Source organism: Bacillus sp. FSL R7-0672 (assembly GCF_038601465.1).
GTDB lineage: Bacteria > Bacillota > Bacilli > Bacillales > Bacillaceae > Bacillus > Bacillus pumilus.
In genome coordinates this window covers 1920671-1938126 of the sequence record NZ_CP152010.1, presented here as the reverse complement: position 1 = coordinate 1938126, position 17456 = coordinate 1920671, and the positions used below count along the sequence as shown (strand labels likewise).

The 17456-nt window shown below is 40.4% G+C and carries 20 protein-coding genes and 1 other RNA gene; 17 read left to right on the top strand and 4 right to left on the bottom strand.

From position 1 onward, the window contains the following. Nucleotides 1-115 precede the first annotated feature (115 nt). From MKY18_RS09555 to MKY18_RS09520, 8 genes are all read left to right on the top strand, one after another. Nucleotides 116-328, top strand: a complete 213-nt coding sequence (locus MKY18_RS09555; protein WP_003215772.1) for a DUF6501 family protein — start codon at nucleotides 116-118, stop codon at nucleotides 326-328. A gap of 49 nt (nucleotides 329-377) precedes the next feature. Next, nucleotides 378-515 (top strand): DUF4025 domain-containing protein, encoded by a 138-nt coding sequence (locus tag MKY18_RS09550; RefSeq protein WP_223250615.1) that lies wholly within the window; start codon nucleotides 378-380, stop codon nucleotides 513-515. A gap of 449 nt (nucleotides 516-964) precedes the next feature. Beyond that, nucleotides 965-1303: a PH domain-containing protein gene (locus tag MKY18_RS09545; protein ID WP_024422682.1), complete on the top strand. Its 339-nt coding sequence runs from the start codon at nucleotides 965-967 to the stop codon at nucleotides 1301-1303. 174 nt (nucleotides 1304-1477) lie between these two features. Next, on the top strand, nucleotides 1478-2125 hold the full coding sequence (locus MKY18_RS09540; RefSeq protein ID WP_065098189.1) for an SDR family oxidoreductase: 648 nt from the start codon (nucleotides 1478-1480) through the stop codon (nucleotides 2123-2125). A 91-nt stretch (nucleotides 2126-2216) separates the two neighbouring features. Then, nucleotides 2217-2717, top strand: coding sequence for a TraR/DksA C4-type zinc finger protein (locus tag MKY18_RS09535; protein WP_065098188.1), 501 nt, complete (start codon nucleotides 2217-2219; stop codon nucleotides 2715-2717). Nucleotides 2718-2849: 132 nt separating this feature from the next. Next, nucleotides 2850-3035, top strand: a non-coding RNA gene (ssrS, locus tag MKY18_RS09530) — 6S RNA. A gap of 133 nt (nucleotides 3036-3168) precedes the next feature. Continuing rightward, the gene (recQ, locus tag MKY18_RS09525) at nucleotides 3169-4950 is read left to right on the top strand and encodes a DNA helicase RecQ (protein ID WP_065098187.1); all 1782 of its coding nucleotides are present in this window, start codon (nucleotides 3169-3171) and stop codon (nucleotides 4948-4950) included. Nucleotides 4951-5206: 256 nt separating this feature from the next. Further along, entirely contained in the window at nucleotides 5207-5998 is a 792-nt protein-coding gene (locus tag MKY18_RS09520) for a 3D domain-containing protein (protein ID WP_003216022.1), read from the top strand. 154 nt (nucleotides 5999-6152) lie between these two features. Here MKY18_RS09520 and MKY18_RS09515 read toward each other — a convergent pair whose 3' ends face one another. Continuing rightward, on the bottom strand, nucleotides 6153-6659 hold the full coding sequence (locus tag MKY18_RS09515; protein ID WP_080773011.1) for a hypothetical protein: 507 nt from the start codon (nucleotides 6657-6659) through the stop codon (nucleotides 6153-6155). A 204-nt stretch (nucleotides 6660-6863) separates the two neighbouring features. On the opposite strand from MKY18_RS09515, the gene MKY18_RS09510 reads away from it, so the two are divergent. The 4 genes from MKY18_RS09510 (at nucleotide 6864) to prpB (ending at nucleotide 11084) form a co-directional block, all read left to right on the top strand. Continuing rightward, nucleotides 6864-7403, top strand: a complete 540-nt coding sequence (locus MKY18_RS09510) for a DUF420 domain-containing protein (protein ID WP_003215636.1) — start codon at nucleotides 6864-6866, stop codon at nucleotides 7401-7403. Nucleotides 7404-7571: 168 nt separating this feature from the next. Further along, entirely contained in the window at nucleotides 7572-8714 is a 1143-nt protein-coding gene (mmgD, locus tag MKY18_RS09505; protein WP_342497496.1) for a citrate synthase, read from the top strand. Between the two features lie 2 nt (nucleotides 8715-8716). Further along, nucleotides 8717-10153, top strand: coding sequence for a bifunctional 2-methylcitrate dehydratase/aconitate hydratase (locus tag MKY18_RS09500; protein ID WP_342497495.1), 1437 nt, complete (start codon nucleotides 8717-8719; stop codon nucleotides 10151-10153). Nucleotides 10154-10166: 13 nt separating this feature from the next. Further along, the gene (gene prpB, locus MKY18_RS09495; protein ID WP_044141294.1) at nucleotides 10167-11084 is read left to right on the top strand and encodes a methylisocitrate lyase; all 918 of its coding nucleotides are present in this window, start codon (nucleotides 10167-10169) and stop codon (nucleotides 11082-11084) included. Between the two features lie 232 nt (nucleotides 11085-11316). Here prpB and MKY18_RS09490 read toward each other — a convergent pair whose 3' ends face one another. Together MKY18_RS09490 and MKY18_RS09485 are read right to left on the bottom strand one after the other, a co-directional pair. Beyond that, nucleotides 11317-11979, bottom strand: coding sequence for a lysozyme family protein (locus MKY18_RS09490; protein WP_044141293.1), 663 nt, complete (start codon nucleotides 11977-11979; stop codon nucleotides 11317-11319). 97 nt (nucleotides 11980-12076) lie between these two features. Further along, a complete protein-coding gene (locus MKY18_RS09485; protein ID WP_044141292.1) occupies nucleotides 12077-13402 on the bottom strand; it encodes an APC family permease in 1326 nt (441 codons plus the stop codon). A 186-nt stretch (nucleotides 13403-13588) separates the two neighbouring features. On the opposite strand from MKY18_RS09485, the gene czrA reads away from it, so the two are divergent. Continuing rightward, nucleotides 13589-13918 carry a Zn(II)-responsive metalloregulatory transcriptional repressor CzrA gene (czrA, locus tag MKY18_RS09480; RefSeq protein ID WP_007500691.1) on the top strand — a complete coding sequence of 110 codons (330 nt, stop codon included), beginning with the start codon at nucleotides 13589-13591 and terminating at the stop codon, nucleotides 13916-13918. 34 nt (nucleotides 13919-13952) lie between these two features. Here czrA and MKY18_RS09475 read toward each other — a convergent pair whose 3' ends face one another. Then, nucleotides 13953-14477, bottom strand: a complete 525-nt coding sequence (locus MKY18_RS09475) for a hypothetical protein (protein ID WP_044141291.1) — start codon at nucleotides 14475-14477, stop codon at nucleotides 13953-13955. Nucleotides 14478-14595: 118 nt separating this feature from the next. Between MKY18_RS09475 and MKY18_RS09470 the strand changes: the two genes are divergently transcribed. The 4 genes from MKY18_RS09470 to MKY18_RS09455 are packed head-to-tail and all read left to right on the top strand — an operon-like array spanning nucleotide 14596 to nucleotide 17389. After that, nucleotides 14596-15528: a YafY family protein gene (locus MKY18_RS09470; RefSeq protein WP_065098182.1), complete on the top strand. Its 933-nt coding sequence runs from the start codon at nucleotides 14596-14598 to the stop codon at nucleotides 15526-15528. A 54-nt stretch (nucleotides 15529-15582) separates the two neighbouring features. Then, nucleotides 15583-16056, top strand: coding sequence for a GyrI-like domain-containing protein (locus MKY18_RS09465; RefSeq protein WP_065098181.1), 474 nt, complete (start codon nucleotides 15583-15585; stop codon nucleotides 16054-16056). Nucleotides 16057-16093: 37 nt separating this feature from the next. After that, nucleotides 16094-16813: an MBL fold metallo-hydrolase gene (locus MKY18_RS09460; RefSeq protein ID WP_065098180.1), complete on the top strand. Its 720-nt coding sequence runs from the start codon at nucleotides 16094-16096 to the stop codon at nucleotides 16811-16813. A gap of 3 nt (nucleotides 16814-16816) precedes the next feature. After that, nucleotides 16817-17389 carry a TetR/AcrR family transcriptional regulator gene (locus tag MKY18_RS09455; RefSeq protein ID WP_065098179.1) on the top strand — a complete coding sequence of 191 codons (573 nt, stop codon included), beginning with the start codon at nucleotides 16817-16819 and terminating at the stop codon, nucleotides 17387-17389. The last annotated feature ends 67 nt before the right edge of the window (nucleotides 17390-17456 follow it).

Sequence of the window (17456 nt, the reverse complement as noted above, 5' to 3'; positions counted from 1 at the left end):
ACGTATACATTCATCATATTACACCACATGTACGAAAGCAATCCATAACACTCATTGCATTTCATGAAAAATTGGCTACAATAAATGTATAGATGAAAAAAGGAGTTTTTAAATCATGATCCATCAAAACTGGCAAACGGCTCAAACGTTAAAACAAGTAAAATGTATACATACGAATGCGAAAAAATATATGGTCGACCGTGCACTAACGGTTGGAAGCACATATGAAGTGAAAAATGAAACAGAAGAATTCCTGTTTGTCGTTGATAATACAGGTAAAGTAGGCGGGTATTATAAAGAGTATTTCGAAGACTTTTCTGCTGAATGATTTTGGTGATCATCACTCATACTAAGAAAAACAGTAAAGGGTGATGATGATGAAAAAGAAGCAAACAGATGAGCAGAATCAACAAAATGCTTGGCATGATAACGAAGATGCTGATATGGCAATTACGCTTGAGCAGATTTCCGATGTATATGCCGAGGGAACCATTGAAACACCAAAAGACGAATAGTCCAGATTGTTGACAAAGTGCTAAAATGATTTTTATTTTAGCACTTTGTCTTTTTTTTCAGCGTGACATGAAAACCTTTGCAGCCCTAGGAAGGACGAGTACCGGCGCGGAGCGAATTTGACATTCGTGAGCACCGGCTCGCAGGACTGACAAAGAATGCGAGGGTTTGTCTACACGCTGACAGTGATTTGAAAAAATCACTGTTTTTTTATTGGTCACAATTCAACCATTTTTCTCAAAAAGAACTGAAACTTTTTTCCTGCTTTAACTGTCTAAATAAGTAGAGGAAAGAGCATCGAATCAAAAAGAAAAAGTTAAATGAAATTTAATCTATTCGTAATGGAATAACGACTATTTATAGCGTATTCTATAAGTGAGAACAAAACGTACCCACAGAGCGTGTGGCCGTTTTTTCATAAAGGAATTTGATGGAGGAAGAGGGGGTTTACGTGGGTATTTTTTCTGTCAGTAAACAAAATGATAAGAAATTCGAATCCTTACTAATTGAAGGGGAAAGAATTGAAGCTGTTTACAGACTGCGTCACGACCAAATTTGTTTCACCAATAAACGACTGATCTTTGGCGATAACCGCGTATTTTCTAAGAAGAAAGTCAGGGTCTCCTTGCCGTATCGATCAATTGAAAGTTTTGCCATTCAAGAAGCTGGCGTGTTTGATCAGGACACAGGTATGCTGCTTGTCACAAGCTCAAAAGTATTTGAACTCGATTTTTCAAAAGAGACGGATTTGAGTGATGTGCAAGCCATTTTGACAAAACATCTTTGCTGATCAACCTTGCGATTACATAGATCACATGCACTTTTCTCATTCTACTTTTTTTTATAGATCGCACATTGCCTGAGCCCTTCCCCATATTTGCTGGGAGGGGCTTTTTTTGTTTAGGTGTTTGAATGATAGCAAAAAAGGATAAAGATGAAACAGATACAGAAAGGAGAATGAACAATGAAAGTATTAGTTGCTGGAGCAAATGGACATACAGGCAGGCTCGTCATTCGTTATTTAAAAGAAAAAGGACATGAACCTTTTGCTCTCATTCGAGATGAAAAACAAGCGGATGCGCTAAAAGAACTTGGTGCAGCACCTGTCATCGGTGATCTTGAAAAGGATGTGACAGATGCTGTGAAACAAGCAGATGCTGTCATCTTTGCAGCTGGTTCAGGCTCAAAAACAGGTGCAGATAAGACGATTGCAGTGGATCAAGAAGGTGCAAAACGTCTTGTTGACACAGCGAAAAAAGAAAACATTCAGCATTTTGTGATGCTAAGTTCCTATAATGCCGATGATCCAAACCAGGGAAAAGGGCAAGGAAGTATGGAAATTTATTATGAAGCGAAAAGAAAAGCAGATGAACATTTAAAACAGTCTGGGCTTTCCTACACCATTGTCCGTCCAGGTGCTTTGCTGCATGAGGAAAAGACAGGAAAGATCGAAGCAGCGGAGCATATTCAAGATGATCAAAACATTGAGATTTCAAGAGAGGACGTAGCCGCTGTACTTGTGGAAAGCTTAACAGAATCCAATGTGAAAAATAAATCCTTTGACTTAATTAAAGGGGATAAACCAGTAGAAGAAGCACTTCGCACCCTGTAAGAGAAGAAAGCTGCTGCCAAAAAGGCGGCGGCTTTTTTGATGTTTTCATTTCGTTTGCAGCGGGTAGGTAATAAGAAAGGAGTGATTGACCGTGGGCTTAACGAAAGAACAAAAAGCTGATTTATACGAAAGATTGAATCAATTAAAGGAAGATGTAAAAGGGTCAAAAAAGAAAGAAGAATCTATGCTAAGTGAATCCAGCGAGATTTCAAATGGTGTTGGAAACCATATCGCTGATCATGGGAGCATCTATTTAGACCGCATGACCGAACAAACACTGGACCAAGTTGATGGCCAGCTTGAAGACGAAATTGATGCAGCACTGAAACGAATGGAAGACGGAACATATGGGGTTTGTGAGAAAACAGGGAAAGACATTCCATATGAACGTTTAAAAGCAGTCCCATATACACGTTATTCAATTGATGCGAAGAAAAATGAAGAAACCACTCAAGACCCAAACGAGTTTGACCGTAATTTCTCTGATCAAATGCGTGATTTAACAAATAGACAAACAATGGATCAGATGCATTCAGATACGTATGAACGATTAGAGGAAGAGCAGGATGTTGACATAGACGATGAAAAATAGGGAAATAAGTGTAAGTTACATTTTTTTAGAATAATTTTTTCTTATGTGTACAAGGACAAAACTTTTGTATACACGAGTCTTTTATAGAAAAAAGATCTCTTGAAATTTAATAAACTTTCGTGTAATATAGTTTAAAGGCTGCGATGCGCGTAATGTTAATTAAGTTTTAACCTTTAAGCTGTAATAGGGAGTTTTATATTGAAGCCGGAATGTCATGCCTCTTTAGAGAGGAAGACAGGAACGTTTCTGCAAACACCCACTTTGAGGAGTGGTGGTTTAAAACTTTCTTACTTAGATTACGGCATCCGCAGCTTTTCCTAGGATGATTCAAGCCATTTTCCATTTCGGAAAATGGCTTTTTATTTTGTAAAAAGACGAAATTCAACTGATCGCCTGTAGAGGCAAGAATCTATGTTAAAATGGACAAAACAAATGACAGAGAGGGAATTGAATGTTAGAACAAGCAGAAGCACTCCTGAAACAATATTATGGCTTTGATGCCTTTAGAAAAGGACAGAAACAAGCCATTGAAGCGATTGTAAATAAACAAAAGGATACCGTCTGCATTATGCCGACAGGCGGAGGGAAGTCAGTTTGCTATCAGATCCCTGCACTAATGATGGAAGGTACAACGATCGTGGTATCTCCGCTTATTTCTTTAATGAAGGATCAGGTTGATGCGTTAAATGAGATGGGCATCCGTTCTTCCTTTTTAAACAGCACTCTGTCCGCAGCTGAAATGAATGAAAGGCTGAAAAAATGCGAAAAAGGGGAATATGAACTGCTTTATATCACACCTGAACGCTTACAAAATGAACGTTTTTTTCAGCTGTTAGATCGGTTAACGATTCCTTTAATTGCGATTGATGAGGCGCACTGTATATCCGAGTGGGGACATGATTTTAGGCCAAGTTATCGCTTCATTCAAGAATGCTTGAACAAGCTGTCAAAAAGACCGGTGATTGTCGCATTAACAGCTACAGCGACGAAAAAGGTCCATCAAGATATATGTGAACAGCTTGGTATCAACGAAGAAGAAACCATCTTTACTGGGTTTGCTAGAGAAAATTTGTCCTTTCAAGTGATCAAAGGAGAAAACAGTGAACGTTTCATCACACAATATATGAAGAAAAACAGTCTTGAGTCTGGCATTATTTATACCGCCACTCGTAAAGAAGCGGATAACATTTATCATCGACTAAAAAAACAAAAGATCAAAGCTGGTGTTTATCATGGTGGATTGGATGATCATACGAGAGAAGAGCAGCAAAACCTCTTTTTAAATGATGATATCCAGGTGATGGTCGCCACATCAGCATTTGGCATGGGAATCAATAAGTCGAATGTACGTTTTGTGATCCATCATCAAATTCCAAGGGATATTGAAAGCTACTATCAAGAAGCTGGTCGTGCCGGCAGAGATGGGCTTGAAAGTGAATGCATCTTACTGTTTTCACCTCAAGGTGTAAGAGTGCAGCGCTTTCTCATTGAGCAGTCAATAGAAGATGAGACACGCTACCAGCATGAGCTGCTTAAATTAAGGCAAATGGTGGATTACTGTCATACTGAGCAATGTCTGCAGCAATTTGTGATGGATTATTTTGATCAAACAGCTAGTTCGCCTTGCGGTAAATGCAGCAACTGCCTTGATGAAAGAGAGCGTGAAGAGGTCACAAGAGAAGCACAGATGGTGTTATCTTGTACAGTGAGAATGAATGAGCGATTCGGTAAAATGATGATCGCCCAAGTATTGGCAGGCTCTAAAAATAAAAAAGTGCTAGAGCTAGGTTTCGATCGTCTCCCTACATATTCTTTAATGAAACAACATTCGGCTCAGCAAATCAGTGACTTCATTGAATTTTTAATTACAGAAGAGTATTTGCACATGTCTGAAGGTGCTTACCCAACACTTAAGGTGACCCATAAAGGGAAAAAAGTGTTAGTTGGACAAGAGACAGTGTATAAAAAGCAGGCGATCAAAGCAGAGGCCATTCAAGAAAATGATGCATTATTTGAGCGATTGAGAGCGTTGAGAATGAAGCTAGCTAGAGAGCAAGGCGTCCCGCCATTTGTTGTATTTTCTGATCAAACATTGAAGGAAATGTCAGCTGTAGAGCCTAAAACAGATGATGAATTACTCCAAATTAAGGGGATTGGCGCTCAAAAAAGAGAGAAATATGGAGATGTTTTTCTAGAAGAAATTCGTTTATTTATAGAAAAAGAGAAAAAATAAAGAGTTTGAAGAAGAAAAATAAATTTTTTTCGCTGCATTTGGACGCGTTTTCATCAGGTCATTTTCAATCCTTGTAAAACCTTGATATGACGGGGAATCAAGCCGTTTTGTGGTCTGATTTACCAATGGAGAGAGATGTTTCATGTAAAGGAACTGTAATCTAAAACATATCGTTTTGTTATTGAATTGACATTTACATATGTTACGATAGCACTCGTTAGCCGCCATAAAAAGCTAACAAGGGAGGATTTACTTTATGAAGAAGACTATTATGTCCTTGGTTGCTGTTGCAGCAATCTCAACAACAGCATTTGGAGCGCAGCAAGCTTCTGCAAAGGAAATCACTGTACAGAAAGGTGATACACTTTGGGGAATCTCACAAAAAAATGATGTGTCTCTAAAGGACCTAAAGGGTTGGAACAATTTATCTACTGATATGATCTATGTAGGTGATAAATTGACAATCTCTTCAAAAGAGAAAACTCAGGAGCAGTATAAAGTCCAGAAGGGGGACAGCCTCTGGAAAATCGCTCAAAAATTCAATGTGTCAATTAGCGATATTAAGTCTTGGAATAACTTAAACTCAGATATAATTATGGTTGGTTCAACACTAAGTGTTGCTGGCCAAAGCTCGGCTCCGGTAAGCTCAGAACCTGTTCAAAAACAGGAACCTGTCCAAAAAGAGCAAACAACGAAAAAAGCTGCTCCTAAAAAGGAAACAGCTAAAGCAGAATCATCTTCTGCTAGTCAAAGTGTACAAAAAGAAATGACTGTTACGGCTACGGCTTATACAGCAAATGATGGTGGCATCTCAGGTATCACTGCAACAGGGGTAAACTTAAACAAAAACCCAAATGCAAAAGTCATTGCAGTAGATCCTAATGTCATTCCATTAGGAAGTAAGGTTTATGTTGAAGGCTACGGTGAAGCCATCGCAGCAGATACTGGCGGCGCAATTAAAGGTAACAAAATTGATGTACATGTACCAAGCAAATCCCAAGCGAAAAATTGGGGCGTAAAATCAGTCAAAGTAAAAGTACTTAACTAGTAAACAATTGTTTTTTGGAAGAAAGCATCAGGTGGCGGCCTGATGCTTTTATTGTACCCTTTTTTTGGTCAAAAATACACATATTTTTCTGAAAAATTTGCATTTTCGACAAAAAACCAGCGCATATCTTATGATACACGCTGGTTTTTTGTCGTTAGCTGTCCACCCAATAAATTTCTCCGCTTTGTTCTTTCCAATTGATCTGGACATCAAATTGATGCTTTTCATAAAAATGAATCAAGCGGTCCACGTGATCCCAGTCTCTTTTGACGAGGTCGCCAGTAATCACGGGGATGTTCTGATCTCTTGCGATTTCTTTTAAATGCTTCATGCAGATGGAGCCATACCCATTATCTGGCGGACCTTTAATATCGGCAATATGAATCTTTCCTTCTTCAGGATATTCCGCAATTAAGGAAAAATCAGATTGTCCGCGAAAAGCTTTTTCACAATCGCTGAGCATAATTTTACATGTATCTGCACTTTCAATGGCAGAGACGATCAGCCACTCATCTTCTTTCGCTTGATCGATGCCAATGATTTTTGCTTTTTTCGAAATATCTTTCATATTTTCTTGCATTCGATACATTTGGAACTGCAATTGCTGTAATTCTTGCTCTAACGTCTTCACATCTTTGGCTGTTTCCTGTAAGATTGACAAGTCCATTACTCCTTTCCTATCAGAAATGATAAAAATCACATAAATTCCAATTTTAAAGGAAGTGGATGGATCTTTCAAGCCGTTAGAACGCCTGCAACCTGCAAGTTTGTCTAAAATTCGACGAAGACAGCGAATTCATTGACTTTATAGAGAAATTTAAATAACATACTCTTAGTCGGAACTAATAAAGAGAGGTTTTCAAACATGAACGAACAGAATCAAAAACCGAAAAATTTTACTGGTATTGTGATCATTTTAACAATTGCCATAAACGGATTAATCGCTTTATTATTTTTAATGCCAAAATCAGATAAATTTAGCCATCTGGATATTACATTTTTGCCGTTACTTAATGCCGTGATGAACAGCTTTACGTTTATCTTTTTACTTTCAGCACTCATCATGATTAAACAAAAGAACATTAAAGCGCATCGACGATTTATCTTTGCTGCATTTTCAACGACACTTGTCTTTTTAATTTCGTATGTGACCTATCACTCAATGGCAGCTGATACCCATTTCGGAGGAGAAGGGATCATCCGTCCAATTTACTTCTTTATTTTAATCACACATATCGTCTTATCAGCAGTCATTGTACCGCTTGCCCTGATTACGCTGTTTAGAGGTGCACAGATGCAAGTCGAGCGTCACCGTAAAATTGCTCGCTGGACCATGCCGCTATGGCTTTATGTCAGTCTCACTGGCGTCATTGTGTATATGATGATTTCTCCATACTACAGCTAACGTATGTCCAACTGGACATACGTTCTTTTATTTACAAGATGCAGTGCTTTGGATAAAATGGGAATTGGGTATCCGACTTGCACGGTATCTTCCCATCTATAGACTCACATCATTTCTGGCCGTTTGCTCGTTTGGAGAACAACAATTGAACGAAACGGGGGTTATATGATGACTGAACAACTGCAGTATAAACCGGGGCTTGAAGACATTGTGGCAAGCGAAACGTCTATCTCATACTTAGATGTGCAGCAAGAAGAGATTGTAATTCGCGGGTATGACCTCATCAAGTTGGCACAAAAAAAGACCTATTTAGAAACAGCCTATCTGCTTATTTATGGAAGATTGCCAGATGCGATGGAATATCACCAATTTCAGCAAGACATTTCCTCACAAACCAACTTACATCCAACCATTCAAACCATTTTAACAAAGCTGCCAAAAACCACCCATCCGATGGATGCCATGAGAACATGCATATCTGCTCTAAGTGGGTACGATGATGCATTACAAGATCGATCAGAAGCATGCCAGCAAAAGCGTGCTGTTCGATTACTCGGCCAGCTGCCGGCCATTGTCGCTGGAAGCTACCATATTCTCACAAAAGACGCCGCTATTTCTCCAGATCAGACCAAATCCTACACTGAAACCTTTTTAACCATGCTAACAGGACGCACGCCAACCCAAGACGAAATCACCGCTTTTGACCAAACACTCACATTATATAGTGAACATGAGCTTCCTAATTCAACGTTTGCCGCTAGAGTCATCGCATCCACACATTCTGATATGTATGGTGCTTTTACTGGAGCAATTTCTTCATTAAAAGGTGACTTGCACGGAGGAGCGAATGAAGCTGTCATGCATATGCTTCTCGAAGGGAAAACAACGGAAGGCTTCCTTGCGCTGATTGAGCGAAAATTAGCAGCAAAGGAAAAAATGATGGGCTTTGGCCATAGGGTATACATGAGAAAAATGGACCCAAGAGCCGCTCTTTTAAAACGATCATTGAAAACGCTTACGGAATCAAAGGGAGATACAGCGCTTTATGACATGTGTGTAGCAGGAGAGGCATACATGAAAGAGAAGAAAAACCTCTATCCGAATCTTGATTATTACGCCGCACCTATTTATTACGAGCTCGGGATTCCAATTTCACTTTATACACCGATTTTCTTTGCTGCAAGGGCAAGTGGATTAGCTGCTCATGTCATTGAACAGCATTTGCATAATCGCATTTTCAGACCGAGAGTTCGTTATTTAGGGCCAAGAGGATTAAAAGTTTCAGATGATGATGGAAAAATGGGGGAATGAACATGAATAAAACAGCAGTCGCCAATCAAACGGATCAGCTATTAGAAGAAATCGCAGCCTATGCAGTAGACGGGGAAATTACGAGTAAAGAAGCCATTGAAACGGCACGCTATGTGCTCATAGACACACTTGGCTGCGGAATGCTGGCGCTCAATTTTCCTGAATGTACGAAGCATCTTGGACCGATCGTACCTGGAACAGTTGTACCTAATGGAGCAAGAGTTCCAGGTACTTCCTTTGTGCTAGATCCTGTTCAAGCGGCTTTTGATATAGGCTGTATGATTCGCTGGTTAGATTATAATGACACGTGGCTTGCAGAGGAGTGGGGACATCCGTCAGATAACTTAGGCGGAATATTAGCTGTAAGTGATTACATCAGCAGAACACGGCTTGCAAACGGAGAAGAGCCGCTTTCGATGAATGACGTACTGCATGCGATTGTCAAAGCACATGAAATTCAAGGCGTGCTGGCTTTAGAAAATTGTCTGAATCGCAATGGTTTGGATCATGTGCTATTTGTCAAAGTAGCAACAAGTGCTGTTGTATGTGCATTGCTTGGCGGAACAAAGGAAGACGTGCAGCATGTTTTATCGCAAGCGTTTGTTGATAATTCACCGCTTAGAACATACCGTCATGCCCCGAACACAGGATCAAGGAAATCATGGGCAGCGGGTGATGCAACAAGCCGCGGGGTGAGACTCGCAATGATGACACTCAAAGGGGAAATGGGCTATCAAACACCGCTTAGTGCAGAGAAGTGGGGCTTTGAAGGTGTTCTGATGAAAGGGAAATCTCTCACACTTGCTCAGCCGCTAGGATCATACGTCATCGAAAATGTGCTTTTCAAAATTGCTTATCCTGCTGAGTTTCATGCCCAAACGGCTGCAGAGGCTGCTATGATCCTGCATGACGCTGTAAAAGGTCGATTAGATGACATTGACCGAGTAGAGATTACAACACATGAATCAGCGATTCGGATTATCGATAAGAAGGGACCGCTGTATAATCCAGCAGACCGCGATCATTGCTTGCAATATATTACTGCGATTGGATTGATCTATGGTGAGCTCACAGCTGACCATTATGAAGAAGAAACGGCGCAAAATCCGGTCATTGATCGTCTCCGGGATCAAATGGTCATCAAAGAAGATAAACAATATACAGCGGATTATTTAGATCCGAAAAAGAGATCCATTGCAAACAGTGTGCAGATCTTCTTTAAAGACGGGACGATGACAGACCGAATCGAAATTGAATATCCACTTGGTCATCGCAGAAGAAGGCAGGAAGGCATTCCTCTGCTTGAAAAGAAATGGCTCTATCATTTGAAAACGAGATTTCCACAAAAACAAGTGGATCAAATTGTGTCACTCTGTCAAAATCCAAATCAATTAAAAACAACAACCGTACCAGCATTTATGGACCTATTCGTCATATAAGGGGGGAACTAGTGTGTGGATCGTGAATGATGAATCAAGTCAAGCAGAATTAGCCGCAGCCTTTCAAGAACAAATGCACAAATCAGCTTTATTTCAAATCCCAGGCGTTCACGATGGAATGTCTGCGCTCTATGCAAAAAAAATGGGCTTCCAAGGGCTCTATTTATCCGGAGCCGCTTTTTGTGCCAGCAAAGGATTGCCTGATCTCGGCATGATCCATTCAACGGAAATGGCTGAAAAAGCGAAGGAAATCATTCGAGCTTCTCAGCTGCCGCTTTTGGTCGATATGGATACTGGCTATGGCGGTGTATTGAATGCTGCAAGGGCTGCAAAGGAAATGGTAGAAAGTAAGGTGGCAGCTGTTCAAATTGAAGATCAGCAAATGCCAAAAAAATGCGGACATTTAAACGGAAAATCGCTCGTTCCAGTAGAAGAAATGGTCGCAAAAATCAAAGCCATCAAACAAGCGGCACCAACGCTTTTGGTGATTGCGAGAACCGATGCAAGGTCCGTAAATGGGATGGAGGATGTCATCCGCAGGGCCAATCTTTACGTAGAAGCAGGAGCTGACGCTATTTTTCCTGAGGCACTCATCACAGCAGAGGACTTCACGCATGCGTCAAACAATATTAAAGGACCGCTTCTTGCAAATATGACGGAGTTTGGTAAGACGCCTTATTATCATGCAGACGAATTTTCTGTATTTGGCTTTCAAATGGTCATTTACCCTGTGTCATCACTCAGAGTTGCTGCAAAAGCGTATGAGCGTTTATTTACAGAAATCATGGAGAAGGGGACGCAGCAAGGAATGCTAAAGGACATGCAAACGAGACAAGAGCTATATGAAACGATTCATTATGATGAATATGAGGAAATGGATCAGCATTTAGCGAAAACGATCCTGCCGGAAATCGGAAAAGAACAGCGATAAAATGAAAAGCACTTCCATTTAGGAAGTGCTTCAGCATGTAGACAAACCCTCGCATTCGTTGCCAGTCCTGCGCTCCGGTGCTCACGAATGTCAAATTCGCTCCGCTCCGGTACTCGTCCTTCCTAGACTTCAAAGGTTTTCATGTCACGCTGAAAAGAAGACAAAGTGCTAAAATAAACATCATTTTAGCACTTTGTCCAATCTAAGCACTTCCATTTAGGAAGTGCTTTTTTTACGATGATGGTGAGGATGACGAAGCCAATTTCATCTTTTCTTCAACTGTTTTCGTTTTTTCTTTAACTTTTTCAGCATATGTGAAGTCACCGAAGCAATATGGGTAGCGGAAGTTATCTTTGTTGCCTCCGCACGTATAGACTTCTGGGTTTCGTTTCACTTGCTTTTTAGAGTATTGCTTTGCCAATTTCTCGGAATGTTTTCCCCCGTTTTTTGCAACAAAATCAATATAGCCAATTCCCATATTATAGCTTTGGATAATGGTTTCCAAATCAACGCCTTTTTTCTTCCCATGCTTGTACATAGTAGAAAAATGATGGACTCCTTGTCTAATGCTTTTCTGAGGGTCATTGATTTCATTTCGTTTCAAACCAAGAGATTCAGAGGACTGCATTGGATCTCCGCCTCTGCCTTTTGATTCTTGATACATCATACCGAGGATTAACGCGGTATATTGATCTAAATCTTGATCTCTTAACTCTGTTTCTACAAGCGGTTTGAAATCATCCAATCTCGACAAAACAATTGATTCCGTATCAATCGGCAGCTTTTTTAACTCCTTTTGATTAAAGGACATGACAATGGCTACTAATACGAAAACAAACAGAAAAATCGTGAAGCAGCCTGAAATGGCAAAACATCCTGTTTTTTTCTTTTTCAAGGTCAGTTCACCCCTGTTTTGCCCCGCTTTTAAAAGGGAAGTACAGCCTTTTTATTATGCCATATCCTGCACAAGATACCAAGTGAAAACCTTATAATCAATCGTACCCAAATGTAAATTCGGGTCTTGTTTTCAGTCTGTAGCAGAAATAAACAAAACCGATAATCAGCCAAAGCAAACCAATGATTAATGCATTTGTACTGATGCTCGTTAACAGCCATATACAAAAGGCCGTCCCGCACAGAGGAATCACTGCGTATCTCAATGTATTGAGTACACCTCTTTGTTTTTGTCTAATGAAATAGTACGCAAAAACCGATAAGTTCACTAATGTGAATCCAATCAACGCGCCGAAGCTGATAAAGGAATAAATGACTTCAAGTTCGCCAACGACTGCGGTTAAGGAGAAAGCACCAATTAATAAAATGTTAAAAACAGGGGTTTTTAATCTCGGATGAATATATCCGAAGAAACGCTTCGGTAACGACTCATCTCTACCCATTGCATATAATAGCCTTGCTGCACTTGCATGTGACGATAAGGAAGAAGAGATAACAGCGACCATTGTGCCAGCTAAAAAGAACGAGTGGAGAAAGGCGCCGCCCACAAATTCCGCAATTTCAAGTGAGGCCGCATCGGGATGCTTGAACTGCTGAAAATTTGGAAATACTTGCTGCAAAAAATAAGACGTCAAGGTAAACAGTACGCCTCCAATGGCGACGGTTAAAAAGATGGCAAGTGGGATCGTCTTTTTTGGCTTAATGGTTTCCTCAGAAAGGGTCGAAATCGCATCAAATCCTAGAAACGAAAAACATAAAATGGTTGCTCCTGAAAAAATAAGCGCTGGATCTAAGCTCGCCGAATAAAAAGGCCGGGCGGACAATAATTCTCCGCTGCCTGCATTTTGCGTGAGCCCATACATAATAAACCCAACAAAAGTGACGGCGACAATGACCTGAAAGGTCACAAATAGTGCCGTGATGTTGGCTGTAAGCCGGATACCGATTACATTGACAGTCGTTATGGCGATAGCAAGTATGATGATCCAAATGTAATGAGGTACATCAGGAAAGGCTGCGGTTAAATAAGCACTTCCAATCGCAAAATTCACCATAGGCAAAAATAAATAATCCAGTAAAAGTGTCCAGCCTACAAGAAAGCCAACATGAGGATGTATACTTTTTTGCGCGTATGTATAAGCAGATCCTGCTTTTGGAAAAGCCTTCACCATATTCCCATAGCTAAGCGCTGTCAATAGTAATGCAAGTAACGTAAATATATAAGCTGTAGCGACGTGTCCTTTCGTCAGTTGAGCCACAATGCCGTATGAATCAAATACGACAAGTGGATCCATATAAGCAAGCCCGATCACAACAAGTGGAAAGACAGTCAGGCTGCGTTTTAGTCTTGGCTCTTCAGTCAATTTGCCTATCAGCTCCTCTAAAAAAATGAATAAATAATGCTCATTTTAAAAAGAATGCTACCAAGTGTCAATGCTATTTGAGTAAATCTTTTTTCTAAAGTGTGCTCTCTTTGCACGCCGGACGTTTTGGTATATGATGATACATAGAATAAGTCGTGATTTGACGGACAAGAAAGGTGAAGAAAAATGAAGGAAGAACTGAATACAAATCAAGAACAGGAACGGATGGAGCTGGATGAAGAAAGTCTATTTCTTGTCTCCCAAACCTTTAAAGCTTTATCTGATCCGACACGTATTCGAATTCTGCACCTGTTGTCTCAAGGTGAACACTCGGTAAATGATATAGCAGAAACACTGAATCTCATGCAATCAACCGTTTCTCATCAGCTGCGCTTTTTAAAAAACCTTCGTCTCGTGAAATCTAGACGAGCAGGGACTTCGATTTTCTACAGTCCTGAAGACCAGCATGTGATGGAAGTGCTTGAACAGATGATTCACCATGCACAGCACGATTGATAAAAAACCTTCCTACTTTCATATAGGAAGGTTTTTATGCATGATGCACATGAGTTGATCTTTTATTTGCTTTCATCATGTGATAAGAAAAAACAATATAGTAAGCAGCTAGCAGAAAAAAGCTGAGCATGGTCAAGGCATCATCACTCACTATATGCTGATACAATTCAATGACATCGATCTTTGTCATTGAATGTTTTGTCAGTTCAACCAATTTAAAGGCAAATCTAGATAAAAACAAACATAAAATGAAGCTTTCAATCCATTTACTCGTTTTCATATACAGCCGGCCATTTTCTTCTTTCATGCGAATCGTCTGATAGGCATGAACAGCGAGGCTGCTTCCAAAAAGCATACCAATAGCGGCATAGATGATGATACTATGATTTTGCCATCCTTCTGATAGGAGAATAAGGGCAGAAAGTCCAAAGAGATACATTCTCATCAAAAGCCTGATAGGGCGTACAAGCTGATAGCGTCTCATTCGATTCATTCGAATGATCATGCAGATCAATATGATGAGCCCAATCATGAACAACTGCCACACGTTATGTGTCATGATGCAACCTCCTCCTGCACGTGCAGGGATGTAAACGAATGCTGGCTGTTACTTATCTTTACCATTCTTTCTTTTTTTATCAAATCAAAACCTACATTTATGAAAAAGAGGAAAAGTCATGAAAATTGATCGCATTTTGTCTATTGTGATGCTGCTCATTAGCAAGAAGCAAGTTCAAGCGAAAGAGCTCGCTGAACTTCATGAAGTGAGCGTGAGAACCATTTATCGTGATATTGATACCATCAATCAAGCCGGGATTCCTGTTGTGACAACGCAAGGAGCAGGAGGGGGCATTTCACTTGTTGAGGACTATCGTTTAGAGAAAAAATTATTTACTGATGATGACATCGAGGTCATTTTAACAGCCCTCGAAAGCATGACGAGTGCGTACTCCTTTAAAGAAAGCGAACATGTACTGAAAAAAATCAAATCGCTTATTCCCACGCATACGGATGAAAGCGAAAAGCAGCACCATATCTTCATTGATTTAAGCTCCTGGGGAAAAGACAGCCAGGCAGAGAAGAAGCTCCAGCTCATTCATACAGCTGCGGCAGCGCACCAATACATTCAGTTTACTTACCGCAATGCGAAAGGTGAAACACTTCCACGCAAAGTGGAGCCTTATACACTCGTTTTAAAAGGGAGACATTGGTATTTGTATGCGTTCTGTTGTGTGAAAAAAGCTTTTCGTCTGTTCAAGCTGACTAGAATGACGGGTCTTGTCACCATTTCAGGGTATTTTCAACCGAAAAGAATCAAAAACGAAGAAAAGCCTTGGAATGATTCATGGCAAAAACAACCGTCGGTCAGCTCTGTCACGCTCAGGTTAACGGAAGCATCAGTGGGGAAAGTGAAGGAATGGGTAGATGAGAACGAATTGAATGTTTGTTCAGACGGCACTTACCTTGCCACCATTACCGTACCTCTTGATGATTGGTTAAATAGTTTCCTATTCCATTTAGGTCCAGATGTTGACATTCTTTCCCCGAAGCATGTCAAAGAAGCGTTTGACATTCAGTTGAAACAATTTCTCAAACGAATAGAAACTTGACACAATGTTGTCAGGTTTCTTTTTATATGATAGAAAAAAAGGAGATGAGAATGTATGTACGATATCGTGACATTAGAGAAACAATGGATGAAAGGATTGTCTGTTCGAACAACAAACGAAATGGAGCAAACAAAAGAGCGGAAGATTGCTCCACTCTGGCAACAATTTTTTGCGCAGCAGCTTCACGGAGGGCAAGCGCCCGTCATAGGATTATATTCAGATTATGAAAAAGATGAGCATGGCTCTTATTTATTTACTGCTGGGCAATTCGTGGATCAGCAGTTAGAACATATCATAGAGATTCCTGCATCCACCTACGCAAAATTCCGAACGAGAAAGGGACCAATTGAGGAGGTTGTGTTGGAGACATGGCAGCAGATTTGGGCGTGGGATGAGCGACATTACCGCACATATACAGGCGACTTTGAATGGTATGATGAAAGATCTATAGATCCAAAAGAAGCGCAAATTGATATTTATATTGCGGTTGATGAAGAAATGCTCGCTAAAACTAATAGCATTAGTTAATATAAAACTAACAACATTAGTTTTAGGAGGACATATGATGAGATTGACAACTTTTGATCGCCTGCACCAGCTCACATTGATGCCGCGTCTATTTCCGGTAAATTGCTATGTATTTGAGGAAGAGAATGGACTGATATTAATTGATGCTGCTTTAAAAATGGCAGCAAGCTCGATCATTGAATTTGCGCACAAAAAAGACAAGCCAATCGATAAGATTATTCTCACTCATAGTCATATGGATCATATCGGTGCACTAGATGAAGTGAAAAAGGCTTTTCCAGAGGCAGTCGTTTATTTATCAAAACGCGATGCCCTCCTTTTTGAAGGTGATTTTTCCTTGCTTCCTGGTGAACCTCAGCAAAAAATTAAAGGCAGTTTTTCAAAAGACATTCACACAAAACCAGATGTGCTTGTCGAAGAAGGGGACGAGATTGGGTCACTTAAAGTCATCGCAACACCAGGACATACACCTGGAAGCATTTCTTTATACGATGAAAGGTCAGGGGTTGTCATTGCAGGAGATGCACTTGTGACAAAAGGCGGTTTATTCGTAACGGGTGAGTTTCGCTTGACCTTCCCGTTCCCGGCTTTTGCCACTTGGGATGCAGAAACAGCACTCAAAAGTGCCGAAAAATTGCTGGCACTTCCCTTATCTTGTCTTGCAGTAGGACATGGTGATCTTATCATGGAACCTCATGCAAAGCTTCAAGCTGCCATTACAAAAAGGCAACATCAGTTAAAGAAAGGGAGGCAGTAAATCGTGTCTCCAAGAATGGGTATCACGCAAGAAAAAATCATCGATACAGCTGCTGAATTTGTTGATGAAGAGGGCTTTTCTGCATTGACCATTGCTACATTGTCTAAAAAGCTGAACATCAGACCACCTTCTCTTTATAATCATGTATCTGGTCTTCATGAGATTCAGGCGGCTCTCTCAGTCAGAGGGCTGTCAATGCTTTGTGAAAAAGGAATTCAGGAAACGGAAGGGCTAGAAAAAGAAGTCGCCGTTTTAGCCTTTGCAAGACAATATGTTCAATTTGTCCGTGAACATCCAGGTCTTTATGAAGCCGCCTTTTCACAGATGAATGAAAAAGAAGTGAGTGTTGCTGCCGAGCGCCTTACTGAGTTTGTCCAATCCATCATGTCACGATTTGGTGTAAAAGAAGATGAAATGACGCATGTAGTAAGAGGACTCAGAAGCTTACTGCACGGCTTTGGAGACATTTCAAATAAAAAGGGATTTCAACGAAAAGAACAGCTTGAAGATAGTGTGAGTTATGCGGTCCGTCTTTATATCGCAGGCGTACAGCAAAAAGAAGATCTGTCTCATTGACAGGTCTTTTTTATGTAGTGAACCGATATCATGAAGGGGACGGCAATGTGGAGACCAAATTCTTTTG

Excerpts from the sequence above, each read along its gene's own strand:
- MKY18_RS09555 (WP_003215772.1), top strand. The coding sequence starts at position 116 with ATGATCCATCAAAACTGGCAAACGGCTCAAACGTTAAAACAAGTAAAA.
- MKY18_RS09550 (WP_223250615.1), top strand. The coding sequence starts at position 378 with ATGAAAAAGAAGCAAACAGATGAGCAGAATCAACAAAATGCTTGGCAT.
- MKY18_RS09540 (WP_065098189.1), top strand. The coding sequence starts at position 1,478 with ATGAAAGTATTAGTTGCTGGAGCAAATGGACATACAGGCAGGCTCGTC.
- recQ (WP_065098187.1), top strand. The coding sequence starts at position 3,169 with ATGTTAGAACAAGCAGAAGCACTCCTGAAACAATATTATGGCTTTGAT.
- MKY18_RS09520 (WP_003216022.1), top strand. The coding sequence starts at position 5,207 with ATGAAGAAGACTATTATGTCCTTGGTTGCTGTTGCAGCAATCTCAACA.
- MKY18_RS09510 (WP_003215636.1), top strand. The coding sequence starts at position 6,864 with ATGAACGAACAGAATCAAAAACCGAAAAATTTTACTGGTATTGTGATC.
- mmgD (WP_342497496.1), top strand. The coding sequence starts at position 7,572 with ATGACTGAACAACTGCAGTATAAACCGGGGCTTGAAGACATTGTGGCA.
- MKY18_RS09500 (WP_342497495.1), top strand. The coding sequence starts at position 8,717 with ATGAATAAAACAGCAGTCGCCAATCAAACGGATCAGCTATTAGAAGAA.
- czrA (WP_007500691.1), top strand. The coding sequence starts at position 13,589 with ATGAAGGAAGAACTGAATACAAATCAAGAACAGGAACGGATGGAGCTG.
- MKY18_RS09475 (WP_044141291.1), bottom strand. The coding sequence starts at position 14,477 with ATGACACATAACGTGTGGCAGTTGTTCATGATTGGGCTCATCATATTG.
- MKY18_RS09470 (WP_065098182.1), top strand. The coding sequence starts at position 14,596 with ATGAAAATTGATCGCATTTTGTCTATTGTGATGCTGCTCATTAGCAAG.
- MKY18_RS09465 (WP_065098181.1), top strand. The coding sequence starts at position 15,583 with ATGTACGATATCGTGACATTAGAGAAACAATGGATGAAAGGATTGTCT.
- MKY18_RS09460 (WP_065098180.1), top strand. The coding sequence starts at position 16,094 with ATGAGATTGACAACTTTTGATCGCCTGCACCAGCTCACATTGATGCCG.